This window comes from Bacillus sp. AMCV2 (genome assembly GCF_056033925.1).
Genome location: NZ_JBVYIB010000002.1, coordinates 917,487 through 938,219, shown reverse-complemented (window position 1 = coordinate 938,219; position 20,733 = coordinate 917,487). Strand labels below are relative to the sequence as shown.

The following is a 20,733-nucleotide window of genomic DNA, read 5'->3' as shown; positions in this document are numbered from 1 at the left end:
GTTAAACAGCCGGGTTTTTTTATATACAAAAAAATCTTATATCCTTCGTTAAAAGGATATAAGATTGATGTTTTAGTTCAAATTTTGAATGGTAAATAAGTGCTTGTACTGGCTCTCATAGTCCATGAGTTCATCATGGGTTCCGATTTCAATGATTGTGCCGTTTTCCATGACAACAATCTTATCCGCATGGGTGATTGTCGATAAACGGTGGGCGACAACAAAAGTTGTTCTATCCTTCGCCAGTTTGTCCATCGCTTCTTGAATGTAATGCTCACTTTCCAAATCCAGAGCTGATGTAGCTTCATCTAAAATGAGGAGCGGCGGATTTTTCAGGAATACCCGCGCAATTGAGATCCGCTGCTTTTGTCCGCCTGAAAGCTTAACGCCTCGTTCTCCCACCCGGGTCTCATATCCTTCTGGAAAACTCATGATAAATTCATGGGCATTTGCAGCTTTGGCGGCTTCGATTATCTCTTCAAGTGTGGCATCAGGCTTGCCGATCGCGATATTTTCCCGAATCGTTTCACTAAATAAAAAGGTATCCTGAAGCACCATACCAACCTGGTTGCGAAGGCTTCTTGCTTCATAATCGCGAATATCCGTCCCATCAATCAGCAGTCTGCCGCTTGTTACATCATAAAATCTTGGGATCAGGCTGACGAGCGTTGATTTTCCTCCTCCGCTCATGCCGACGAGAGCTACAGTTTCTCCTCTATTTACTTTTAAGGATACATCATGAAGAATATTTTCTTTGTCCTTCTCATATTGAAACGAAACGTTTTGAAACTCCACTCCTCCGCGAATCTGATCGGCCTTTATCGCATTTGGTTTGTCAGTGAGTTCATAGGGCTCGTCAATAAATTCAAACACCCTGTCCATTGATGCGATTGACTGTGTCAAAGTTGTAGAGGAATTGATCAGCCTTCTAACAGGGTTGTACATTCTGTCAATATATCCGACAAACGCGACCATTGTTCCGACTGTCAGCGGTCCATTAATGACAAAATACCCGGCGCACGCTATGACGATGAGCGGCGCCAAATCTGTAATGGTATTAACGACCGCAAAGGTTTTGGCGTTCCAATTCGTGTGGCGGATGGCTTTATCTAAGAAATGGCTGTTTTTCTCATTAAATTGAGCCTGTTCATGATCTTCTATCGCAAAGCTTCTGATGACAGGCATGCCTTGAATGCGTTCGTGCAAATGCCCCTGCACTTGAGCAAGAGCCTGTGAGCGCTCCCTTGTCAGCTTTCGTAAACGGCCGTAAAAATACTTCACTGAGATTCCGTATAATGGGAATAATACGATAGAGATCAGCGTTAATTTAACGTCCAGTGTGAGCATGATAGAGATTACAATCAAAATCGTCAGCATATCGAGCCATATATTCATCAGCCCTGTGATGACGAAATCCTTTGTTTGTTCTACATCATTAATCACTCGGGAAATGACTTCCCCTGTTCTTGTATTCGCGTAAAAACGAAGGCTCAGTTTTTGTATATGGTCAAACAGCTTAGCTCTTATATCATAAAGCACCTTGCTGGCAGTCCACTGGGCAAAATATTGCCGATAATATTCAACAGGCGGGCGCAAAATTAAAAATAAGGCGAACATGATCGCCATAATCGTGAACAATGACGTGGTTTTGTCACTGGCCGTGCCGCCTCCTTGAATAATGTCGTCAACTACGTACTTCAGAAGCAATGGGAGAGCAAGCGGAATGGAAAATTTTACGATCCCGATTAACACTGTAACGAAAATTTGCTTCTTATAAGGTTTGACGAATTGCATGTAGCGTTTCATAACCCCCACGTTGATTCCCCCTCTCTCTTTATCATGATGTGTGTGAGCCCATGTGAAAAACCTGTTGTACCCCGCAACAGGTTTTTACGTAACCATTATTTTGTATAGCGCAAATACCGTTCATACCACATATCGACAAACTCGGGCGCAAACGGTCCCTGACGCTGGTGAATCCAATGGAGCAGCGTATTTAAGTAGTCTCTTAAAATACTGTCGATTTCTTTTGGATAATTCATGGCTTTCCGATGATCATCATATTCGTCTTCATCGAGAATATTGTAGGTCATGTCAGGAAAAACCTTAACATCTAAGTCATAATCAATATATTTAATTGCTTCGCCATCATAGGCAAACGGAGAACTGATGTTGCAATAATAATGAACCCCGTCTTCCCTCAGCATCCCGATGACATTAAACCATTGTCTTGCGTGAAAATAACAGATTGCGGGCTCTCTGGTTATCCATGTCCGGCCGTCTGATTCGGTTACCATCGTCCGGTCATTGGCTCCGATGACACACATTTCTGTACTTTTTAAGATTGTTGTCTCATTCCAAATTCTATGAATCAGCCCGTTGTGCTTATAGCTGTGAATTTGAATGGTTTCTCCTTCCTTGGGATAGCCCATATTTCTCCCCTACTTTCTATAAAGCCCTACAGTTAGTATGTCCAAATTTGCTTACCGACAACGTCTTTTACCTATTATAACGTTACAAATTGAAAAATGAAAATAAAAGAGCCATTCCGGCCGGGGAATGGCACATTCCTGCACTACACAAAGGAAGACGGCTTTTCTGAGCTGCGATATGAACGAATGACCTGCTCTGTCTGCTTTTGAAACATATCCTGTATATCGGCAAGGTGTTTCCGTTTTACCGCAATTTCAGCCTGTATCCCACACAGCCTTGCATCCCTTTCCAAATGCCGGAGTTCCGCCTCAATTTGTTTGCAGCGGTCGAGCTCTGATTGGAGATCGAGAAGCTTATCCATCGTTTTCATCTGTTCACTTACCAGCTTTTCAAATTCCGTCATCGGTTCCTCCTTCAGCCTGATGAAAGTATAAACATTTCCTCCTTTAATCATTTCGATCTCCATAAAGCAAACCCTTTGACTCATTCTGTAGACCTTCCACAAGTTTTGTCGTTTTTCAAACAGAAAAAAGCACTTCCACCCGAAGATGAAGTGCTTTTTTCTGTTTCAGTGATTAGCTGTTTTGTTGTTTGTTTTGTTCAGCAGATTGGTTTTGCTGTCTTACCTGCTGTACGTCAGTTTCACTAGCGAATTCAGTGCCGAATTGACCTTGTTGTCCAGCTGATTGCTGGTTTTGTTTTCTGACTTGCTGAGCGTTTGTTTCGCTAGCAAATTCAGTGCCAAATTGACCTTGACCAGCAGCTGATTGTTGGTTTTGTTTTCTAACTTGTTGAGCGTTTGTTTTGCTGAAGTTATTTGAGTTAGCCATTGTTATCACCTCCACGGTCATTAGAATGTGCAGGTGATCGTATAGCTATTCCTCTTTTTTAAAAATTTTTAAACCAGCAGTGAGCGTCCGCCGTCAACGATAATTGTCTGTCCGCGGATCATGTCAGCCTTGGAAGACACTAGAAACTCAACAGTATCAACCATGTCTTTAATTTCGACCATGCGTCCCGCCGGCGTGTTTTGGCGCGCATCCTCAAGCAGATCTTCTCTATTCGGGAAGTGTTTCAGCGCATCTGTGTCGATCGCTCCGCCTGAAACAGCATTGACGATAATTTGTTTTGGTGAAAGCTCAACCGCAAGATAACGGGTTAAAGCCTCTAACGCTGCTTTTGATACACCGACCGTGGTGTAGTTTTCAAGATAGCGGATAGAGCCTAATGAACTGATGCTGACAATATGCCCGCCTCCGTTCTTCTCCATTAGCTTTGCAGCTTCCTGAGCGCAGAAAAGCAATGCTTTCGCATTAATGTTCATCGTCCAGTCCCAGTGTGTTTCTTCTAATTCCATGACAGGTCTTAGTACTCCTGAAGCGGCATTATTGACAAAAACATCAAGTCTGCCGAACGTTTCATCAATTTGCTGAAACATTTCTTTGATTTTTGCAGGCTGTCCTACGTTTGCTTTTACGACAAGCACTTTAACGCCAAGTTTTTCGATTTCTTCCGCTGTTTCTAATGCTGCTTTTTTGCTGCGTGCATAGTTAATGACGATGTTATAGCCGTTCTCAGCAAGTCTGATCGCGGCCGCTTTTCCGACACCGCGGCTGCTTCCTGTTACGAGTGCACATTTATTTTGTTCCATTTTTCCTCATCTCCTTGTAGCGTATAGTTCTTTTATTTCCACAAACAATAATGGCAAGAACTTTAAAGGGGGTCTTCTGTTATGTATGTCGGACGTGATATGAGCGAATTGAACATGGTTTCCAAAAAAGATTGGAAGAACAGTGAACTCGCTTATTTTCATCATGCCTTTCAGCAAATTATGCCTTATTTGAACGAAGAAGGCCAATCAAAATACCGGGAATTAACGCAAGAAATTGAAGCGCGCGGCGGAATGAAGCGCAATGAAGCGGACTACAGCCACGGCACGCGCGTCTCTTACGATTAAGAATGGTTTACGGAGCAGCCGAGATAGCGGCTGCTTCTACTGCCATCTTCCAGATTTTTTGATGTGACACCGGGAACGCAAATTGTTCGAGCTCTTCTTTCGTTACTATTTTCAGCTCGCTGGTATCCGACACTTGTTTTACTTTACCGAAAAACACTGAAATATTCCATACCAGGTGGGTGAAAACATGCTCGACTACACCTTGCAGATCACTGATATCAGCTTGTATTCCATATTCGTTTTCTAAGAAAGCAATGAGCTGTTCACGCTCAGTTTTGATCCCTTTTTGTGTTTCAAGATTAGGGAATTCCCACAGGTTGGCGAGCAAACCTTTAGACGGCCGTTTGTGGATATACACTTGTCCGTCTTCATCAGTCAGTACGATCGCAGCCATGGTTTTGATCCCGGGCTTTTTCTTTTTGCTTTTTACCGGAAGCTCCCGTTCAGTGCCTTCTTCAAATGCTGAGCAATGCTGTTGAACCGGGCAAAGCAGGCATGAGGGTGATTTTGGCGTACAGATCAAGGCTCCAAGCTCCATCAAGCCCTGATTAAATTCAGATGGTTTTTCTTTGGAAATAAAAGCCCGTATGGCGTCTTCAAAGATCGTTCTTGTTTTTGGTTTGGCAATATCATCCCAAATAGAAAGAATTCTGGACATGACACGCATCACATTTCCGTCAACCGCGGGAATGGGTTTATTGTAGGCAATGCTGAGCACCGCTCCCTTTGTATAAGGGCCGACGCCTTTTAACCCGCCAAAATCTTTCTCGTCTGGAGGGACAATGCCGCCGTATTCCTGTTTCACTTCTTTTACCGCGCTTTGCAGGTTTCTGACTCGCGAATAATAGCCGAGCCCTTCCCATGCTTTCAGCACCTTTTCTTCATCAGCATCAGCGAGCGCTTCCACTGTCGGGAATTGTTCCACAAACCGGAGAAAGTAAGGAATCACTGTCTCTACTCTCGTTTGCTGCAGCATCACTTCAGATACCCACACCTTATAAGGATCTTGGTCCTCTCTCCACGGCAAAACGCGCTGCTCTCGTTCAAACCATGAGATTAAATCATCGCGAAATTGCTGTATGTCTTTTTGTTTTAATTTGTCTTCAAGTACGTTCATATGTGTTTCTCCCCAGTCTTTCGCGCCCCGCTTTTCTTTAGACTGTTTTTTGTTGTACACTAAGGGCACAGTACGATAATATGTTACATTAAATAGTAATAAAGAAAAAGCGGAAACATATGAGAACGATTGAATCAGTTTAAAAATTGGGTATATGAAAATGGGGAATTTCTTACAAAGTGAATGTGCAGGATCATCCTGCAAGGAGGTCACCTATGGATACGGGCACACATGTCGTTATGGGCATCGCACTGGGCGGTATTGCGACGCTTGATCCTGTTGTCGGATCAGATCCGGCAATGGCTCACGCTGTTATGATCGCAACGCTTGCGGGCTCTCAGGCTCCGGATATTGATACTGTGTTAAAGCTTAAAAACAATGCTGTTTATATAAGGAATCACAGAGGATTTACCCATTCAATTCCCGCCGTTTTGTTTTGGTCTGTCATCATCCCGGCGATTCTGTATTTATTTTATCCTCAGGCCGATTTTCTGCACCTGTGGCTGTGGACACTGCTGGCAGTCGTTCTGCATGTCTTTGTTGATATATTCAACGCCTATGGAACACAAGCCATTCGTCCGTTTTCGAAAAAATGGGTTGCGCTCGGGCTGATTAATACGTTTGATCCGTTTATTTTTATCAGCCATCTGGCAGCTATTGCGATTTGGTATGCAGGCGGGAGTCCCGGCATCACGTTTCTCAGCTTATATATCATATTGGCAGGCTACTACTTGGTGCGCCTGATCATGCAGCTGAGAATTAAACGGAAGCTTCATGAGATGATTCATGATGAGATCGAAAGCATTATTATTTCTCCAACGATGAAATTCAGGCAATGGCGAATCGCAGTGACGACAGCACATGCTTTCTATGTAGGAAGAAGCATGGAAGGACATGTCGTGATTCTGGATACATTTAATCGGGTGCCTGTTCCTGAAACCGATGTAATGCATGCGGCAAAGCAGGATGATAACATCGCGGCGTTTCTGTCCTTTTCTCCGGTTTACCGGTGGGAAGTGGATACGTTTAAAGATCATTATGAGGTGAGATTTATCGACCTGCGCTATCGGAGCAAAGGCCATTATCCGTTTGTCGCAATTGTTCACATCGGCCATGATCTCACGATTCGTTCGTCCTATACGGGATGGATATTCAGCGAAGAAAAACTTCAGAAAAAATTAAAGCTCGGCTCTATATAGAGCCGGGCTTTTTACGTCTTATATAGAAAACAGCAAGCAGCAGACTGACAAGAGATATGAGCGCCGATATTTTGAAGTATGGCGGATAGTAAGTCAGCTCAATGTGATTGTCTCCCTTTTGCGCCTTGAAGCCTATAAAAGCATAATCCGCTTTTTCGATCTTCTGTGTTTTTCCGTTGATCTTCAGCTCCCAGCCTTTTTCATATGGGATCGGAAGCATGATGTACTGGTCTTTTGACAGATGATATGCAAAGGTCAGTCGATTTTTGTTCCAATTCAGTTTGTCTGCTTTCTCTGTTTTATTTTTCATTACAGCGTTTTTCAGCGTTTGGTAATTTTCTTCATAGAGCGCTATGTTTCTCAGCTCATAGGTTCCTTTCGGAAGATGGATTGAGATATGTCCTGATTTAGGCACTCTTACCGTTATATTATTTACTCCGGTTTTATATATCGATTTGTTCGATTTCCTTGTTGTGACATAATCATTTACCTTTAACGTAAATCCTTTGTCTTTTGCTTTGCTTTTCAAATAAAAGCTGACATAGTAGTCTCCCGGAGCGGATGATGGCTGTTTCGGGGTGATGATCAGCTCTCCTCCGTTTTCTCCAGTTACGGTTAGCAGCCCGTTTTGATACTGGGCTTGTTTTGCGGTAATGTCCGACTTGGTTATCAAATTGGACGGTTTTGGTGTCTGCTCCGTTTTTCCTGATGGATCTTTTAATATGATTCCTTTCAGCATCGCCTGTTCTTTCGCAAGAGCGGGCAATCGGTCCAGCTCACTTTCGCTGTATATGGCATCGGCTGTTTTGACGAATGGAAGCATGTACTGATTCTCATAAACTGCATAATGCTCTGTTTCTAAATGCTTTTTGAAGCCGTACGGGACGCAGGCTTCGTTTGTTTTTTCGGTCATATAATATTTGCCGTAAAGCAGGCTGTATAAATTCGCCCTGTCTCCCAATGACGCGTAACGGCTGACGCTTTCCCTGCCCATATCGATGCTTAAATCATTCCAATAGAAGGCCAGCAGATCTTTGTTTAAAATGCTGGAATACGCGCTGAAGCCATTAAACCCGTAAATGATTGGCGTATTATTGCGGACCCCGTTCATCCAGTCGATTCTCATGAGCGGATCATCGTCTTCCTTCTGTAAACGTCTAATGAGCTCAGATGATTCCCGCCCTCTGTATTCCTCACTTGTAAGATATTCTTTTGTCACACTGTCCAAATCGCCGCCCTCTGAGAGTGCGTATTTTTGATAGGAGTTGGCGACAAACAGTGAAGAAAGAATGATTATACCGTACACAGCCATTTTTGCCCGTTTTTTCGCAAAAGCTGCAGCAAACAAGGCTGCGATTGTCATGAGTAAGAGCAATAGAATACTTTCATTCGCAGGCTTCCATATATCGAGCTTATACCTTTGAATATGATACAAGTAAAGAAGCAGGACGACAGCTGCGGCCGGGAGCAGTTCTTTCCGTTTCAAATCAGACAGCTGTGACAAACCAGCCGCAGCTGCTCCCGCAATGGTAAAGGCCAGAACATATTCAAACCGGTTTTGCGGGGCGGAAAAGCCGTTAAAGACGCTTGCCGCATACGGACTGAAATGAAAAAGAATAAACAGCAGGCTCAATCCGGCAAAGAGACGAAACACACGGTTTTTGTAAAAAGAAATAATAAACAAAAACAGCAGAAAAGCGGCCGGCACAATGATAATCCGGCTGGAAAATAAGATATTATCATCGAAATTGAGCCACTCTATTTTCTGGCTGTATGGAGGGCGCAGGTTGTTTAAAAAACCGTATACCACCGGCACAAACGCCGCCGCACTGATGCCAAAAGAAATGAAGCCTGAAACCAGAAATAATCTGCTTTGAATCCATTTTTTCTCTTCATGTGGTTCCAGTCGGATCAGCCATCTGAACAGCACATAGATTCCGATGAATATAAGGTTTATGTATGCAAAGTAAAAATTGTTGATTAACGTCAGCGAACACGCAACGATAAACCACGCCGGGCGCCGCTCTCTAATAATTTTTTCTGCGCCAAGCACAAGCAGCGGAAGCCAAACCATTGTATCGGTAAAAAATTCCCAATATGCTTCGTGACGGAAATAAATAATTGAGACGCCGTATAACACAGCTCCCGTGAACGATGCCGCCCTGTGCTTGAGAAGATAATGAAAAACAGAAGCGGACGTAAAGATGATCAAACTCAATTTGAAAATACTGATAAAAACAGCTGACTCAGCCCAAAAAAGCGTATCCGCTTCTCCGATCAGCTGGACGGCTTGAAGCATCCAAACAGCGGCGGATACAGCAAGAAAAAGAAAAGACGCAGAAAAATAATAGCCGAGCTGACTGAATGTGCCGCCGCCAAGTCCGAATGAATAATTGTAGAAAAGATTCCCGTTTGTATATTGGTCAAATAATAATTTTTTAAATACGATCATTTGCGCAAGCCCGTCACCCGGACCTGTCATATACCTGCCTTCCGCCCATTCTTTCACAAAAAAAGCGTGTGCCAGAACGGACACCAGCAGACTGGCCGCGTAGATCATGATATGTTTTCTTTTCATATAAATTCTCCAGTCTTGCTTTTAAGATAATAGACACGCAAAAAAAGCACTGCCAATGGCGCTTGGTATTTTCAGTGCATTTTTGTCAGACGCCGCATGCTTTTTAATTCGTTCGTTTCAGGCAGGTCTTTGTTCGGGATATTCGCTTCTTTGATCAAATAATGCGGGCGTTTTTTTGTTTCATAATAGATTCGGCCGATATATTCGCCTATAATTCCGAGGCTTAACAGCTGTACTCCGCCAAGAAATAACACTGCTGAGATAATGGTAAAATACCCAGGCACAGAAATACCGTTAGTCAGAATTTTAACGAATGTGGCAATGATATAAATGATGGAAAGCAGCAAGATGAAAATGCCTGTATAAAAACATAATCTCAGCGGCTTATGATTAAATGAAACGACGCCGTCCATTCCGTAGTTAAACAGACTGCTGAACGACCATTTGGAGGTGCCGTTTTTTCGTTCGACATTTTCATAAAATACAATTTTCTGATCAAAGCCAATCCAGCAAAAAAGCCCTTTTGAAAAGCGGTTTCCTTCGCTCAGCTTCAAAAGTGCATTCACAGCTTGGCGGCTTAACAATCTGAAGTCACCGACACCGTCACGCAAATCGACTTCCACCGCTTTATTAATGAACTTGTAATACATAGATGATAAGAGTGAGCGGACAAAGCTGTCCCCTTTTCTGTTCCTTTGGGCAATGACTTGGTCATACCCTTCTTCGTAGCCTTTGATAAATTCCTTCAGCAAATATGTCGGATGCTGCAGATCGGCATCCATGACAATAACCGCCTCGCCCTGAACATGCTCAAAGCCCGCCAAAATTGCGGCTTCTTTTCCAAAGTTTCGAGAAAAAGATATATATTTTACCCGGCTGCACGTCGCTGCCAAGTCTTTGATCTGCTGAAGCGTGTCATCAACACTTCCGTCGTTTATGAAGAATATTTCATAGTCATAATGAATGTTTTTAAATTCCTTTTTTAAAGATTCATGAATGAGTTTGACATTATACCCTTCATTGTAAGACGGGATAATAATCGAGATTAATCCTTGCTTCATTAAGGCACCTTCTTTTTATTATTCTTTTTAAGTATTGCCTTAGGGGAGTTTTACACAAATCTTCAGTAAGGCTATTCCTTTTTTTAAAGTCGTTTAAACCTGTTTTTTGTTACAATTTTATGGTGACATTCATGATTTTTAATGTTATTTTGTCATGTTTAAAACAGACTATGAAAAAAACGCACAGAAAAAGTCTGCCATTATGACAGACGGATGGAGAGAAATTTTGGCTTATTGGTTCTTAAGATATTCCAAAATCAGCTGATTGACGATGGCTGGCTTTTCGTGGTTAATCCAATGGGAAGCTTCATCAACAAAGATGAGATGTCCATTCGGGCAATGCCTTTCCGTCTCTTTCGCAAGCTTTCTGCTCAAAAAGCGGTCTTCCATTCCCCAGATCATTCGGTAAGGTACTGTTTCGTAAGAGGGTTTCTCTGCCAAGCTTCCTTTTCTGATGGCTCTGTACCAGTTCAGCATAGCTGTCAGCGCGCCCGGCTGTTTCCACGCTTCTTTGTACCTGCTGACATCCTCGGATGTAAAAAGCGCGGGACGGTCGGATAATCCAATCGCTTTATCTAATGTTTCATAATCATTTTCCCTTAGTGATGCCTCCGGTATATCGGGGAGCTGGAAGTATGCGATATACGAGCTTTTCAGCCATTGCGGCGGATAAAGCGGCGTTACGGTTTTCATGACGTGCGGGTGCGGAATATTGATCGCGATCAGTTTTTCAAGATATTCCGGGCGTGTGGAAGCCAAATGCCATGCAACAGCCCCTCCCCAGTCATGCCCGATGACAATTGCTTTTTCATCAGTGAATTGCGTAATAAGCCCGATGATATCATCACTTAATGTATCAATCCGATACGAATCAATTCCTTCCGGTTTGTCACTGAGATTGTAGCCCCGCTGATCAGGAGCAATGACCCGGTAACCCGCATCAACAAGCGGTTTGATTTGATTTTTCCAGCCGTACCAAAACTCAGGAAATCCATGGAGCAGGACAATTAACGGGCCGTTTTCCGGTCCTGCGGCTGCAACGTGGAGCGTTATTCCGTTCGTATTGACAAACTGGCATTTAACTCCGTCCACTTCTATCTCCTCCTTGACTGTGCGTCATGATTTTCAGCCTTTTCTCCGTCAGCATAAATGTTATGACACAGGCGGCAATCAGCAGGATAAGCTGAAGAATAAACAAGTTTGATCCCAGCAGCAAACCCATTCCCGCAATCACCAAGCCTGACAGGATCATTAATGATGCACTGTAACGGTTCGCTTCATTCCATAATCTTTGATCTGACATTGAGCGTCTCGTTCTGTATCCGTACACACTGTTGATCGATTTGGGAGGAAACAGTTTGATCAGTATGCCCGCAATGATCATAAGCCCTCCGCCGACTAAACCCGTCATATCATCATCTCCTTTCTCATTGTTACGTGCAGAAAGAAGAAATGTTTCATGCATAGGCAAAAAGACAAGCCTCGGCCTGCCTTTTTATCGCATTTGTAAATCCTTTGTGTGAATATAGCCTTTAACTCCGCCATAATCCACGAACGCCCAAGTGAAGTCAAATCCGCCGTTTTCACTGAATCCCCACCCAAGTATTGTCACCTCTGTTCCAGATGAGAGCTGTTTAGCTTTTCCATTTTCGGGCGTCGGTGCATAGAAGGCTGTCTGTTTCATTGTTTTCGCTTGGCTTGCGGTTTTCATTAAAAAGTGGGTTGAAATATACGCTTTTTTTCCTTTGAAATGAATTTGAGCCCAATCGGCATTTACAAATCCATAGACTTTTACTTTTTGTTCTGATGATACAGTGCCGAGAATGTCACCTTTATGATTTGGCTCAGTCCGGACATTCAGCTTTCCTGTTTTTATGATGTAAGAATCGGATGATGGCATGCTGACAGATATATCATGAAGGGGCGCAGCTTTTGCTGCGGGAGCGGAATGAAGTGCTGTCAAACCCAGTCCTGCGGCAGCTGTTAAAGCGAACATTACTTGTTTCTTTTTCATATAAAGCTCCTCCTCGCATTTTGACAAGATATAAGTGGTATTCCCTGATTGACAGGCTGGTGAAACATGTTTTGTTTATGATTTCTTCCTGTTAAGGTAATTTTAAGAAAATGAAAAAACCTGCCGGTCGTTAACGGCAGGTTTTTAATGCAAAAGGCCTCTGCTTTGATTTAAGTAATCATTCACGTCGTTACGGGAGCTTTGAAAAAGGTGGAGCTGGCCGCCATAGTTTTCAATCCATTGTGTGACGATTTTTTCAGTCATTTTTTCACCTTGATAGGCGTGTCCGGCTTTTGCATAGGTTGCTTCGAAATCGCTCCATAACAATTCCACCCACGTTTTTGCCTGTATATAGCTGATCATCTCGTTCTTTTCCAGAAGCAGATTAGTCAGTTTCTCAATGTACATATTCATGTGTGCAGTCTCCTTTCTTCAGGAAAAAAATAACGCTTTATTACGCGGTGTTCTCCATATACTAACCTTACGTCTTCATCTGGAAAGACGCAACTTTTTGATCTCGAATCTAGGGGGATATGACATGGTCCGAAATAAAGAAAAAGGATTTCCTTACGAAAACGAAAACAAATTTCAGGGTGAACCGAGAGCAAAGGACGACTATGCTTCAAAGCGTGCTGACGGATCTATCAATCAGCATCCTCAAGAAAGAATGAGAGCCTCAGGCAAACGGTAAAGAAGAACAGCTGCATACACTGCAGCTGTTTTTACCCTTTATTGACTTGATATTCGTAGACGCTCTTCTTTTCTGATAAGTGTGCGAAGGTAGAAAGCACAAGTCCGCATGCAGTCATAAGCGCACCTCCTGCAAACAGCCAGGAATAAGAGCCTGTTCCGTTTAAAATCATTCCCCCGATCCATGCACCAAGGGCATTGGCAAGGTTAAATGCTGATACGCTGACAGCTGCGGCAATGGTTGTGCCGCCCTCAGATGAGGAAATGACCTTTGTTTGCAGAAGAGGCGGCGTGCCGAATGCGCATGCCCCGAATAGGAACGTTGCCACAATGGCTGCAGCCGGGTAAATGGCGATGTAAGGAAATACAGCCAGAACACCGATTAAACCGATCATTACGCCGATCATCGTCCGAGTCAGCAAAGGCAGCGGTACTTTTCCCGCAAAGAAATTCCCGGCAACGCCTCCTAATCCATACGCAAAGAGAGCACCTGTAATGCCAACCGTGCTGAATCCGGCTGAATGCCTCAAAATGGGTTCGATAAAGGTGTAGGCGATAAAGACACCGGAATAGCCTAAAATGGTAATCGCGAAGGAAAACAGCACTTGTTTGTGTTTAAAAACCCCCCACTCATTCATAAGCATTGGGATCACCTTTGGTTTTCTGTTCGGCACTGCAGCCATAAGGCCTAAAAATCCGATGACACCAAGTGCCGTAATGATGGAAAACACCGCTCTCCAATTCAGGACATCTCCAAGATAAGAGCCGAATGGAACACCAAGCATTAGAGCCACTGTCAGTCCGCCGTTCATTGAAGCAGCAGCTGCAGCACGCTTTTCCGGCGGAACCATTTCACTTGCGAATACCATGGCAATCGCGAAGAAAGCGCCGTGTATGGACGCAGATAAAATTCTTGAAATGGCCAATACAGCAAAATTCGGCGCCAGTGCGCTCATCAGGTTTGAAAGGATAAATATCGCCATCAGCCCAAGAAGCACAGGCTTTCTCGGAAGCTTGACGGAAATGATGGTGACGAGCGGTCCTGTCAAACAAACGCTTGCCGCATAAGCCGTGACAAGAAGCCCTGCGGATGAAACCTGTATATGAAAGTCATTGGCAATCGACGTCAAAATACCCATCACCGCGTATTCTGTATAGCCGATTGAAAATGTACAAATCATAAGAACAAATATAATAAATTTTACAGATGGGTTTTTGATACTCAACGTCATCGCCTCCTTTGATTTTAAAAAACAACGAGTTTCATCTTAAAAGATTTTTGAAGTGAATTCAATGATTTTTTCTTTAAGAATTCGTGTAAATGTGCTGCAAACAAAAAGAGGCTGATCATCAGCCTCCCCGTTACGCTTTATTCTTTTTCTTTCAATACTGAGATTGGCAGCGCTTCCTCTTGCTGAGGGGAAGAGGTTCTGTATCCCCATGCGAAAACGCCATTTAAATAACTGATGGTAAACTCGTCCTCAGTATCTCCCACACGATATGTTTCTCCCGGTGAGTAATCTTCCGGGTTCAGTAAATATGCTTTTGCCATCGTAATTTTCCGTTCGAGCACTGCCAGTTCGTTTATGATTCCATGCTGTTCGGCTTTTCTTGCTTTTTCAGAAAGTAATGCGATTTCGGTATTGAGTTCGTGAGGTGTCATTTGACTGTATCGTTTCTCCATTTCAGTACTCCTCTTCCTGCAGTAATTGCTCGATTAAATCGAGTGAGAATCCTTTACGGAATAAAAATTGTTTGACCTTCATGGCGCTTTCATATGAGCCGTCATAGCGGTATTTTCTAAACGCTTTTTCCGCGTGAAGGCGCAGCGCTTCTTTCTCTGTGTCTTCATCATTTTCATATTCAATCTGATCCATCGCCGCGCTGATAACATCAAATGAGAAGCCCTTGCGCTGAAGCTGCAGCTGGGCGCGCTGTTTGAGTTCTTTCGTCGAAAGCTTTTTATCTTTTTTGAGAAGCTTTTCAACATGCTTGACCGCTTCTCTTGTCTGATCTTCAAAGGAAAAGGAACTTAGCGCCTCCTTAATTGTATCGTCATCAATTCCCTTCGTTCTTAGCTCTCTGAACAAAACATCAGGGCCTTTTCCGTTTGTTTTTTTGTGAGTGCTGACATAGGCTGCGGCAAATTCCTGGTCGTTTAAGTACTTGTAATCGTTAAGCCTATGGATGACTTCCGCAATGACGGGGGGCGAGGTTTCTTTTTTCTTTAAGTGGTCCTCGACCTCTTTCGTCGACCGCATTCGATAGGATAAAAAGTCAAGCGCACGGTTGAAGCCTTTCTTCACTTCATCGCCGTATTGAATCTCAATGATGTCAAGATCATCGAGTTCTTTTCCCTTCTTGAGCTCAAATTTCACGAGCACATCCGCGTCCACGCTGAAGGCGTATTTATCATCCAGAAAAATATTGAAGCGTTCCGTATTCTTTTTTTGCGTTGATATTTTTGTAATAAACGGCATCTTAATCTCCCTTCTCAGGCCTGAAACACGTTTTCTTTTATTACAATGAGGTAAAGTATATTTATTAGAACGATGAGGAGAGATGTTCATGAATATCGCAATGACGGGCGGAACCGGTTTTCTCGGCCAGCATCTGACAGGCGTTCTTACCCGCCAGGGACACCATGTTTATATTTTATCAAGAAACGCAAGGGAAACTGAACAAAAAAATATGACATATGTCCAATGGCTGACGGAACGAGCCTCCCCGGAGCAGGAACTTCCTCATATTGATGTCTGGATAAACCTTGCGGGAAAATCGATTTTTGGCCGCTGGACAAATAAAACAAAGCAGCACATTCTCTCCAGCCGTATCAATGCGACGCGTGAAGTGCAGCGGCTTATTCAGAAACAGAAGGAGAAGCCGAAGACATTGATCCAAGCCAGTGCCGTGGGTATTTACGGCACAAGCCTTGAGAAAACTTTCACAGAGGATTCTGCAACGTCAGATGAGGATTTTCTCAGCCATACTGCACGCCTGTGGGAAAAGGAAGGACAGCATATTGAGGCGATGGGCATCCGGATGGTTTATGCGAGATTTGGCGTGATGCTTGGAGAAAAAGGCGCTCTCCCGCTTATGGTTCTCCCCTATAAGTTTCTGGCCGGCGGAACGATCGGAACGGGAAGGCAGTGGCTGTCATGGATTCATGTCGAGGATGCGGCCCAGATGATTCGATATGCGGTGGAAAACGCCGGCATCTCAGGCCCAATGAATGTCACCGCGCCCAATCCTGTGGACATGAAGCAATTCGGAAAAACGATTGCACGGGTGAAGCACCGCCCGCACTGGCTCCCCGTCCCGGAATTCTTTTTATCAAAAGCATTGGGTGAAATGAGTCTTTTGATTGTGAAAGGACAGCGCGCTCTTCCTAAAAAAGCGATAACCTCTGGATTTCGTTTTACATATTCAGATCTTGAATTTGCACTCTCACAGCTGATAGCGGACCGAAAGACTGTATAAAAACAGCAGGAAGCGTCAACCTTAAGAATAACATGGTTGAAGGAGGTCCTTTTTATGGAAAAAAAGAGGGAGAAGCACCAGCAAGGCGCCAACCTGAAAAAAATGCAGGAAGTTCTTTATTCAGGCGAATTTAAAAAAGCGGAAAAAGCTGCTAAGCGGAAGTAGGAATACATAGCCCCTTAAAACCAAATACTATATTTGTTTGATATCACTTTTTAGGGGGAATTTGATATGGGCAGAAATCATATCCACAAAAACCGTGATAAAAACAAACAAAAGCTTCCACAAGTTCCTGATGCATTAAAAAGGGAAACTGACGGCGTTTACGAAGAATATTCAACCGAGCTTGCTGATGCAGATGACCGCGAAGCGCAAGAGCGTGCAAAAGCAGCCGACAACAGAGCGAAAAAGAAATCTCGTTAATGAAAAACCCCTTGTCTCCGTTTGAGACAAGGGGTTTTTTTACATTTCAGTGAACCGGTCGCGGATCGGTGTGCGTTTTTTCACTTCCGGCGCCTCGTCAGGATAACCTGTTTGTATGATGGCGGCGAAACGCTCATTATCCTGCAAACCAAAGGCCTGATGGACTTCTTTGTCGTATAGGATTTTTCCGCTTTTCCAAACCATGCCGATTCCTTTTTCCCAAGCAAGAAGCTGAAGGTTTTGAATCAACGAGCTTGTTGCCGCAAAATCGTCGTCCCGCGCTCTTTCGTTTTCATCTTCCTGAAACACGACGAGGAGAAATCCCGGTACGCGCCCAAGTGTGTTTTTGAAATTTTGAAGCTTTTCCTCTGTCATATCCGGCTTGGATTTCTTAGAGAACGCTGCAAATGTATTGATGAGGTTCGCTTTACCTGTCTCACTGGAAACGTAAATAAATCTCCATGGCTCTGTCACTCTGTGATTTGGCGCATATTTTGCCGTTTCAAGCATGTCAAGAATGACTGCTGAAGGTACTGGCTCTTGTTTAAACTTTCGAATCGATCTTCTGCTGCGTATGATGTCCCGCAGTGCTGAATGCTGATGTATTTGTTCGGTTTGAGGCATACCGTCTCACCTTCCTATGCAATTGAAAATGATTATCATTTCATAATGATAACGGAAAGTGCATCTTTTTGTAAACCATCATCCGTATTAGATTTTAAGAATACGGGTTTCTGAGTAAACAGCTGTTCCTGTCATGTTCACTTTCACATGGCCGCCGGCTTCGTTCATTTTGATCTCCACTTTTCCGTCTTTTCCAATTTCCTGCCCTTGTTCAATGATAAATTTATACTGCTTGGCATTGCCATATTGTTTCATATAAGCCCCCATCACGCCGGATGCTGTGCCAGTCACGGGGTCTTCAATCGTTCCCGAATACGGGGATGAAAAGTGGCGTCCGTGCAGGTCGCTGTCGGGATGGACGGTTTCAAAGGTAAACGGATGGACTGAAGCTTTTGGCAGATCAACTAACACTTCCGGAAATTGTTTGTTATCTGGCACCATTTTTTTGGAAGCCTCCAATGATTTAAGCGGAACGATGGCTGTCCATATGCCAGTGCTGCCAAACACAATCGGAAGGTCTTCATGAAAATCCTCTTCGGTGATACCCAGTGCGTCCGCAAGTTTTTTCCGATCGCCTGTAAATGGTTTGAATTGCGGAGAGGCCTGTTCAAGCGTGATATGAATACGGCCATCTTTTTCAGAAATCTTCACAGGCAGGATACCCGCTTTCGTTTGGATGCTGTACGTTTTACCGCTCTCCAGCATTCCTTTCTCACATAATGCGTAAAGAGAAGCAACTGTCGCATGACCGCACAAATTCATTTCGTGTCCAGGTGTAAAGTAACGGAGTTCAAGATCGGCCGACTCGCTTTTTCGGATAAAGGAAGTTTCTGAATACCCGGCACGCTCAGCTATGATCTGCATCTCGTCTTCCGTATAATCGTCTCCCTGCAAAACGACGCCTGCAGGGTTTCCTTTGCCGGGACTGCTTGTAAATGCTTCATATTTTAATACCTCTGCTTCTTTCATTCATCTGCCGCCCTTTCTTTATCAATGTCTCTGTCAGTATAGCAAAAATAATTACGAATCTTCAGTCATTATCAAAAAAACCCATTTTCTTTTTTAAGAAAATGGGTGTAACGATCAAGAATTTCTTGTTTTATAGAGCAAATAAATAAAATAAGGTGCGCCGATAGCCGCTGTAAAGACGCCGGCCGGCACTTCCACCGGGGCAAATAAGGTTCTGCCGACGATATCAGCTGTTAAAACGAGCAGAGCTCCAATAAGTGCCGACGCTGGGAGCAGGGCGCCATAAGATGAGCCGACAAGCCGTCTTGCAATATGGGGCGCCATCAGCCCGACAAAACCGATTGTGCCGGCAACTGAAACTGCACAACCAGTAAGAGCCGTACTCAAAAGGAGCAAGAAAAAACGATTTCGCTGCACAGCGCTTCCTGCACCCGCCGCAATATCTTCACCCAGCACCTGTATATTCATATTTTTTAGCGCGACAAAACAAATGAATAAGAGAATGACAGATAAGATAATAGCTATTTTTACATGCTGCCAGTTTGAGCCATAAACTGACCCAGTGATATATACATTGGCTTGTGATGCCCGGTAAATCGGACCTTTGATCATCAGCAGGGTAGTCATCGCCTGCGCCGACATTGAAAATCCGATTCCGATAAGCACCAGCCGAAATGTGGAGGCGCCATTTTTGTATGCCAGTAAATAGACGATGAGCCCGACAGCCGATGCGCCGATAAATGCTGCTGCTGGAAGCCATGACAGACTGATCGTAAGTGAACTGCTGCGGTCTGAGAAGAACATCATTAAAAGCACGACCGCTACTGCCGCTCCTCCTGTTATTCCGATAATATCCGGAGATGCGAGAGGGTTTCTGACGAGCCCCTGCAATATCGCGCCTGCCGCTGCCAAGCAGACACCGGCGCATAAAGCCGTCAAAATTCTTGGCATGCGGAACGACATGATCATCAGTTCATCCAGCTTGGAACCTGCACCAAAGAATGTTTTTGCTACATCCCAGGGAGGAATAAACCTTTGTCCGAGACCAGCGCTTATGATGAGTACAGCAGCTGTTAACCCCAGTAAAACCAAAAAGACGATCCATGCTTTCTTTTCAGCCGCAGTAACGCCAAAACGAAGTTTCATAGCTTCGCCCCCCTTCTTGCTATGTACACAAACACAGGCATTCCGATGATGGCGGTCATGACCCCGACAGGAACTTCCTGAGGCATAATGATATATCGCGCACCGATATCCGCGCAAACAAGCAAAATGGCACCCAAAACAGCGGAAAATGGCAGAACCCAGCGATAATCATTACCAACGACAAAGCGGGCAAAATGCGGAATAATGATGCCGATAAAAGAAATCGGCCCGGCAATGGCGACAGCGGACCCTGCAAGCATGACAACACAAAGCGCCATCACAAATTTTAACAGGCCTGTTTTTTGGCCGAGTCCTTTTGCCACATCTTCTCCCATAACGAGGAGATTAATTTTTTGGCCGAGAAAGAAGCAGATTACCAGCGCTGCCGCTGCATATGGAAACATCGTCATCAACAGATCCAGACTCCGGCCCTGCACAGAGCCAGTCAGCCAAAAAAGCACCTGGGCAAGCTCGAGTTCGTTGACAGACAGCAAGCCCTGTGTCAGAGAAGAAAACATGGCTGCCATGGCAGCTCCCGCCAGCGTCAGTTTGATTGGCGTCAGCCCTTCCCTCCCAAGCGAGCCTGCTGCATAGACGATCGCGGCGGTAAATGCTGCCCCCAGAAACGAGCTCCATACTAATGCCTGAGGTGACTGAATATGCAGAAAAAACGATCCGGCAACAATAAAAAAACCTGCACCGGCGTTAATCCCGAAAATCCCCGGTGACGCAAGCGGATTTTTTGTGAGCGCCTGCATGAGAGCGCCTGCGGCTGCAAGCGAGGCGCCGACGACTGTCGCAACCAAAGCGCGCGGAAGCCTGACATCCTTGATGATGACATGCTCATTTGTTCCGTTGAAGGAAGTAAACGCCTGATAGACCTGTCTCCATGACGTACCTGTATAGCCATACACGACGCTTGCGCAGACAGCCGCCAGTAAAATGAAAATCAGACATACTAACACAATCCATTTTGAAGATGCCTTTTTGCAGATCATGATCTAATTCTCCTAGTTATTCACTATGTAATGTTTGTTTTTGA

The 20,733-nt window shown here is 44.2% G+C and carries 25 protein-coding genes; 6 read left to right on the top strand and 19 right to left on the bottom strand.

The genetic code is table 11. The features are described from left to right. Window positions 1–72 precede the first annotated feature (72 nt). The 5 genes from AC0OMA_RS04870 to fabL all read right to left on the bottom strand — a co-directional run bounded on the left by AC0OMA_RS04870 (window position 73) and on the right by fabL (window position 4,084). The gene (locus AC0OMA_RS04870) at window positions 73–1,815 is read right to left on the bottom strand and encodes an ABC transporter ATP-binding protein (protein ID WP_047182319.1); all 1,743 of its coding nucleotides are present in this window, start codon (window positions 1,813–1,815) and stop codon (window positions 73–75) included. Between the two features lie 86 nt (window positions 1,816–1,901). Then, window positions 1,902–2,432, bottom strand: coding sequence for a nucleoside tri-diphosphate phosphatase (gene ntdP, locus AC0OMA_RS04865; RefSeq protein WP_003223272.1), 531 nt, complete (start codon window positions 2,430–2,432; stop codon window positions 1,902–1,904). 143 nt (window positions 2,433–2,575) lie between these two features. After that, window positions 2,576–2,836 (bottom strand): YgaB family protein, encoded by a 261-nt coding sequence (locus AC0OMA_RS04860; protein ID WP_175950717.1) that lies wholly within the window; start codon window positions 2,834–2,836, stop codon window positions 2,576–2,578. 172 nt (window positions 2,837–3,008) lie between these two features. Then, on the bottom strand, window positions 3,009–3,263 hold the full coding sequence (gene sspE / locus AC0OMA_RS04855) for a gamma type acid-soluble spore protein SspE (protein ID WP_014476214.1): 255 nt from the start codon (window positions 3,261–3,263) through the stop codon (window positions 3,009–3,011). 68 nt (window positions 3,264–3,331) lie between these two features. Further along, complete coding sequence (gene fabL, locus AC0OMA_RS04850) at window positions 3,332–4,084, bottom strand: enoyl-[acyl-carrier-protein] reductase FabL (RefSeq protein ID WP_003223262.1); 753 nt, start codon at window positions 4,082–4,084, stop codon at window positions 3,332–3,334. Between the two features lie 81 nt (window positions 4,085–4,165). On the opposite strand from fabL, the gene AC0OMA_RS04845 reads away from it, so the two are divergent. Next, complete coding sequence (locus tag AC0OMA_RS04845; RefSeq protein WP_003233542.1) at window positions 4,166–4,390, top strand: hypothetical protein; 225 nt, start codon at window positions 4,166–4,168, stop codon at window positions 4,388–4,390. Between the two features lie 7 nt (window positions 4,391–4,397). Here AC0OMA_RS04845 and mutY read toward each other — a convergent pair whose 3' ends face one another. Next, a complete protein-coding gene (mutY, locus tag AC0OMA_RS04840) occupies window positions 4,398–5,507 on the bottom strand; it encodes an A/G-specific adenine glycosylase (protein WP_015482977.1) in 1,110 nt (369 codons plus the stop codon). 215 nt (window positions 5,508–5,722) lie between these two features. Between mutY and AC0OMA_RS04835 the strand changes: the two genes are divergently transcribed. After that, window positions 5,723–6,706 (top strand): metal-dependent hydrolase, encoded by a 984-nt coding sequence (locus AC0OMA_RS04835; RefSeq protein ID WP_014476212.1) that lies wholly within the window; start codon window positions 5,723–5,725, stop codon window positions 6,704–6,706. On the opposite strand, the gene AC0OMA_RS04830 is transcribed toward AC0OMA_RS04835, so the two are convergent. The 6 genes from AC0OMA_RS04830 to AC0OMA_RS04805 form a co-directional block, all read right to left on the bottom strand. After that, window positions 6,699–9,284 (bottom strand): YfhO family protein, encoded by a 2,586-nt coding sequence (locus AC0OMA_RS04830; protein ID WP_309529767.1) that lies wholly within the window; start codon window positions 9,282–9,284, stop codon window positions 6,699–6,701. The two genes, AC0OMA_RS04835 and AC0OMA_RS04830, sit on opposite strands and share 8 nt — an antisense overlap. A gap of 71 nt (window positions 9,285–9,355) precedes the next feature. Further along, window positions 9,356–10,345, bottom strand: a complete 990-nt coding sequence (locus AC0OMA_RS04825) for a glycosyltransferase family 2 protein (protein ID WP_003244113.1) — start codon at window positions 10,343–10,345, stop codon at window positions 9,356–9,358. 231 nt (window positions 10,346–10,576) lie between these two features. Continuing rightward, window positions 10,577–11,437 carry an epoxide hydrolase EphM gene (ephM, locus tag AC0OMA_RS04820; protein ID WP_181218624.1) on the bottom strand — a complete coding sequence of 287 codons (861 nt, stop codon included), beginning with the start codon at window positions 11,435–11,437 and terminating at the stop codon, window positions 10,577–10,579. Further along, entirely contained in the window at window positions 11,424–11,756 is a 333-nt protein-coding gene (gene spdL / locus AC0OMA_RS04815; protein WP_003242803.1) for an SdpC immunity protein SpdL, read from the bottom strand. The genes ephM and spdL overlap by 14 nt, the downstream gene beginning before the upstream one ends. A gap of 84 nt (window positions 11,757–11,840) precedes the next feature. Next, window positions 11,841–12,359, bottom strand: a complete 519-nt coding sequence (locus AC0OMA_RS04810; protein WP_100506812.1) for an SH3 domain-containing protein — start codon at window positions 12,357–12,359, stop codon at window positions 11,841–11,843. Between the two features lie 144 nt (window positions 12,360–12,503). After that, window positions 12,504–12,773 (bottom strand): YfhJ family protein, encoded by a 270-nt coding sequence (locus tag AC0OMA_RS04805; protein ID WP_003243789.1) that lies wholly within the window; start codon window positions 12,771–12,773, stop codon window positions 12,504–12,506. A gap of 124 nt (window positions 12,774–12,897) precedes the next feature. Between AC0OMA_RS04805 and AC0OMA_RS04800 the strand changes: the two genes are divergently transcribed. Then, window positions 12,898–13,050 (top strand): small, acid-soluble spore protein K, encoded by a 153-nt coding sequence (locus AC0OMA_RS04800; protein WP_003223241.1) that lies wholly within the window; start codon window positions 12,898–12,900, stop codon window positions 13,048–13,050. A gap of 31 nt (window positions 13,051–13,081) precedes the next feature. Here the strand turns inward: AC0OMA_RS04800 and AC0OMA_RS04795 are convergent, their stop codons facing one another. From AC0OMA_RS04795 to recX, 3 genes are all read right to left on the bottom strand, one after another. Next, window positions 13,082–14,275, bottom strand: coding sequence for an MFS transporter (locus AC0OMA_RS04795; protein WP_003243500.1), 1,194 nt, complete (start codon window positions 14,273–14,275; stop codon window positions 13,082–13,084). A gap of 143 nt (window positions 14,276–14,418) precedes the next feature. Next, the gene (locus AC0OMA_RS04790) at window positions 14,419–14,733 is read right to left on the bottom strand and encodes a YfhH family protein (protein WP_047182314.1); all 315 of its coding nucleotides are present in this window, start codon (window positions 14,731–14,733) and stop codon (window positions 14,419–14,421) included. 1 nt (window position 14,734) lies between these two features. Beyond that, window positions 14,735–15,529: a recombination regulator RecX gene (gene recX, locus AC0OMA_RS04785; protein WP_047182313.1), complete on the bottom strand. Its 795-nt coding sequence runs from the start codon at window positions 15,527–15,529 to the stop codon at window positions 14,735–14,737. Between the two features lie 88 nt (window positions 15,530–15,617). Between recX and AC0OMA_RS04780 the strand changes: the two genes are divergently transcribed. From AC0OMA_RS04780 to AC0OMA_RS04770, 3 genes are all read left to right on the top strand, one after another. After that, window positions 15,618–16,529: a TIGR01777 family oxidoreductase gene (locus AC0OMA_RS04780; RefSeq protein WP_474221948.1), complete on the top strand. Its 912-nt coding sequence runs from the start codon at window positions 15,618–15,620 to the stop codon at window positions 16,527–16,529. Between the two features lie 54 nt (window positions 16,530–16,583). Continuing rightward, window positions 16,584–16,694 carry a YfhE family protein gene (locus AC0OMA_RS04775; protein ID WP_003223230.1) on the top strand — a complete coding sequence of 37 codons (111 nt, stop codon included), beginning with the start codon at window positions 16,584–16,586 and terminating at the stop codon, window positions 16,692–16,694. 66 nt (window positions 16,695–16,760) lie between these two features. Continuing rightward, window positions 16,761–16,952: a YfhD family protein gene (locus tag AC0OMA_RS04770; RefSeq protein WP_003233561.1), complete on the top strand. Its 192-nt coding sequence runs from the start codon at window positions 16,761–16,763 to the stop codon at window positions 16,950–16,952. Between the two features lie 39 nt (window positions 16,953–16,991). Here the strand turns inward: AC0OMA_RS04770 and AC0OMA_RS04765 are convergent, their stop codons facing one another. The 4 genes from AC0OMA_RS04765 to AC0OMA_RS04750 all read right to left on the bottom strand — a co-directional run bounded on the left by AC0OMA_RS04765 (window position 16,992) and on the right by AC0OMA_RS04750 (window position 20,689). Then, window positions 16,992–17,576 carry a nitroreductase family protein gene (locus AC0OMA_RS04765; RefSeq protein ID WP_129092338.1) on the bottom strand — a complete coding sequence of 195 codons (585 nt, stop codon included), beginning with the start codon at window positions 17,574–17,576 and terminating at the stop codon, window positions 16,992–16,994. A gap of 87 nt (window positions 17,577–17,663) precedes the next feature. After that, window positions 17,664–18,545 carry a PhzF family phenazine biosynthesis isomerase gene (locus AC0OMA_RS04760; protein WP_015383143.1) on the bottom strand — a complete coding sequence of 294 codons (882 nt, stop codon included), beginning with the start codon at window positions 18,543–18,545 and terminating at the stop codon, window positions 17,664–17,666. Between the two features lie 114 nt (window positions 18,546–18,659). After that, window positions 18,660–19,691, bottom strand: a complete 1,032-nt coding sequence (locus AC0OMA_RS04755) for a FecCD family ABC transporter permease (protein WP_003243057.1) — start codon at window positions 19,689–19,691, stop codon at window positions 18,660–18,662. After that, the gene (locus AC0OMA_RS04750) at window positions 19,688–20,689 is read right to left on the bottom strand and encodes a FecCD family ABC transporter permease (RefSeq protein WP_003233570.1); all 1,002 of its coding nucleotides are present in this window, start codon (window positions 20,687–20,689) and stop codon (window positions 19,688–19,690) included. The genes AC0OMA_RS04755 and AC0OMA_RS04750 overlap by 4 nt, the downstream gene beginning before the upstream one ends. Between the last annotated feature and the right edge of the window lie 44 nt (window positions 20,690–20,733).

Coding starts and splice junctions, on each gene's coding strand:
- fabL (WP_003223262.1), bottom strand. CDS start 4,084: ATGGAACAAAATAAATGTGCACTCGTAACAGGAAGCAGCCGCGGTGTC.
- mutY (WP_015482977.1), bottom strand. CDS start 5,507: ATGAACGTACTTGAAGACAAATTAAAACAAAAAGACATACAGCAATTT.
- AC0OMA_RS04805 (WP_003243789.1), bottom strand. CDS start 12,773: ATGAATATGTACATTGAGAAACTGACTAATCTGCTTCTGGAAAAGAAC.
- AC0OMA_RS04755 (WP_003243057.1), bottom strand. CDS start 19,691: ATGAAACTTCGTTTTGGCGTTACTGCGGCTGAAAAGAAAGCATGGATC.
- AC0OMA_RS04835 (WP_014476212.1), top strand. CDS start 5,723: ATGGATACGGGCACACATGTCGTTATGGGCATCGCACTGGGCGGTATT.
- ntdP (WP_003223272.1), bottom strand. CDS start 2,432: ATGGGCTATCCCAAGGAAGGAGAAACCATTCAAATTCACAGCTATAAG.
- AC0OMA_RS04760 (WP_015383143.1), bottom strand. CDS start 18,545: ATGAAAGAAGCAGAGGTATTAAAATATGAAGCATTTACAAGCAGTCCC.
- AC0OMA_RS04825 (WP_003244113.1), bottom strand. CDS start 10,345: ATGAAGCAAGGATTAATCTCGATTATTATCCCGTCTTACAATGAAGGG.
- AC0OMA_RS04800 (WP_003223241.1), top strand. CDS start 12,898: ATGGTCCGAAATAAAGAAAAAGGATTTCCTTACGAAAACGAAAACAAA.
- AC0OMA_RS04780 (WP_474221948.1), top strand. CDS start 15,618: ATGAATATCGCAATGACGGGCGGAACCGGTTTTCTCGGCCAGCATCTG.
- AC0OMA_RS04765 (WP_129092338.1), bottom strand. CDS start 17,576: ATGCCTCAAACCGAACAAATACATCAGCATTCAGCACTGCGGGACATC.
- AC0OMA_RS04860 (WP_175950717.1), bottom strand. CDS start 2,836: ATGACGGAATTTGAAAAGCTGGTAAGTGAACAGATGAAAACGATGGAT.
- recX (WP_047182313.1), bottom strand. CDS start 15,529: ATGCCGTTTATTACAAAAATATCAACGCAAAAAAAGAATACGGAACGC.
- AC0OMA_RS04775 (WP_003223230.1), top strand. CDS start 16,584: ATGGAAAAAAAGAGGGAGAAGCACCAGCAAGGCGCCAACCTGAAAAAA.
- AC0OMA_RS04810 (WP_100506812.1), bottom strand. CDS start 12,359: ATGAAAAAGAAACAAGTAATGTTCGCTTTAACAGCTGCCGCAGGACTG.
- sspE (WP_014476214.1), bottom strand. CDS start 3,263: ATGGCTAACTCAAATAACTTCAGCAAAACAAACGCTCAACAAGTTAGA.
- AC0OMA_RS04770 (WP_003233561.1), top strand. CDS start 16,761: ATGGGCAGAAATCATATCCACAAAAACCGTGATAAAAACAAACAAAAG.
- spdL (WP_003242803.1), bottom strand. CDS start 11,756: ATGACGGGTTTAGTCGGCGGAGGGCTTATGATCATTGCGGGCATACTG.
- AC0OMA_RS04830 (WP_309529767.1), bottom strand. CDS start 9,284: ATGAAAAGAAAACATATCATGATCTACGCGGCCAGTCTGCTGGTGTCC.
- AC0OMA_RS04750 (WP_003233570.1), bottom strand. CDS start 20,689: ATGATCTGCAAAAAGGCATCTTCAAAATGGATTGTGTTAGTATGTCTG.
- AC0OMA_RS04790 (WP_047182314.1), bottom strand. CDS start 14,733: ATGGAGAAACGATACAGTCAAATGACACCTCACGAACTCAATACCGAA.
- AC0OMA_RS04845 (WP_003233542.1), top strand. CDS start 4,166: ATGTATGTCGGACGTGATATGAGCGAATTGAACATGGTTTCCAAAAAA.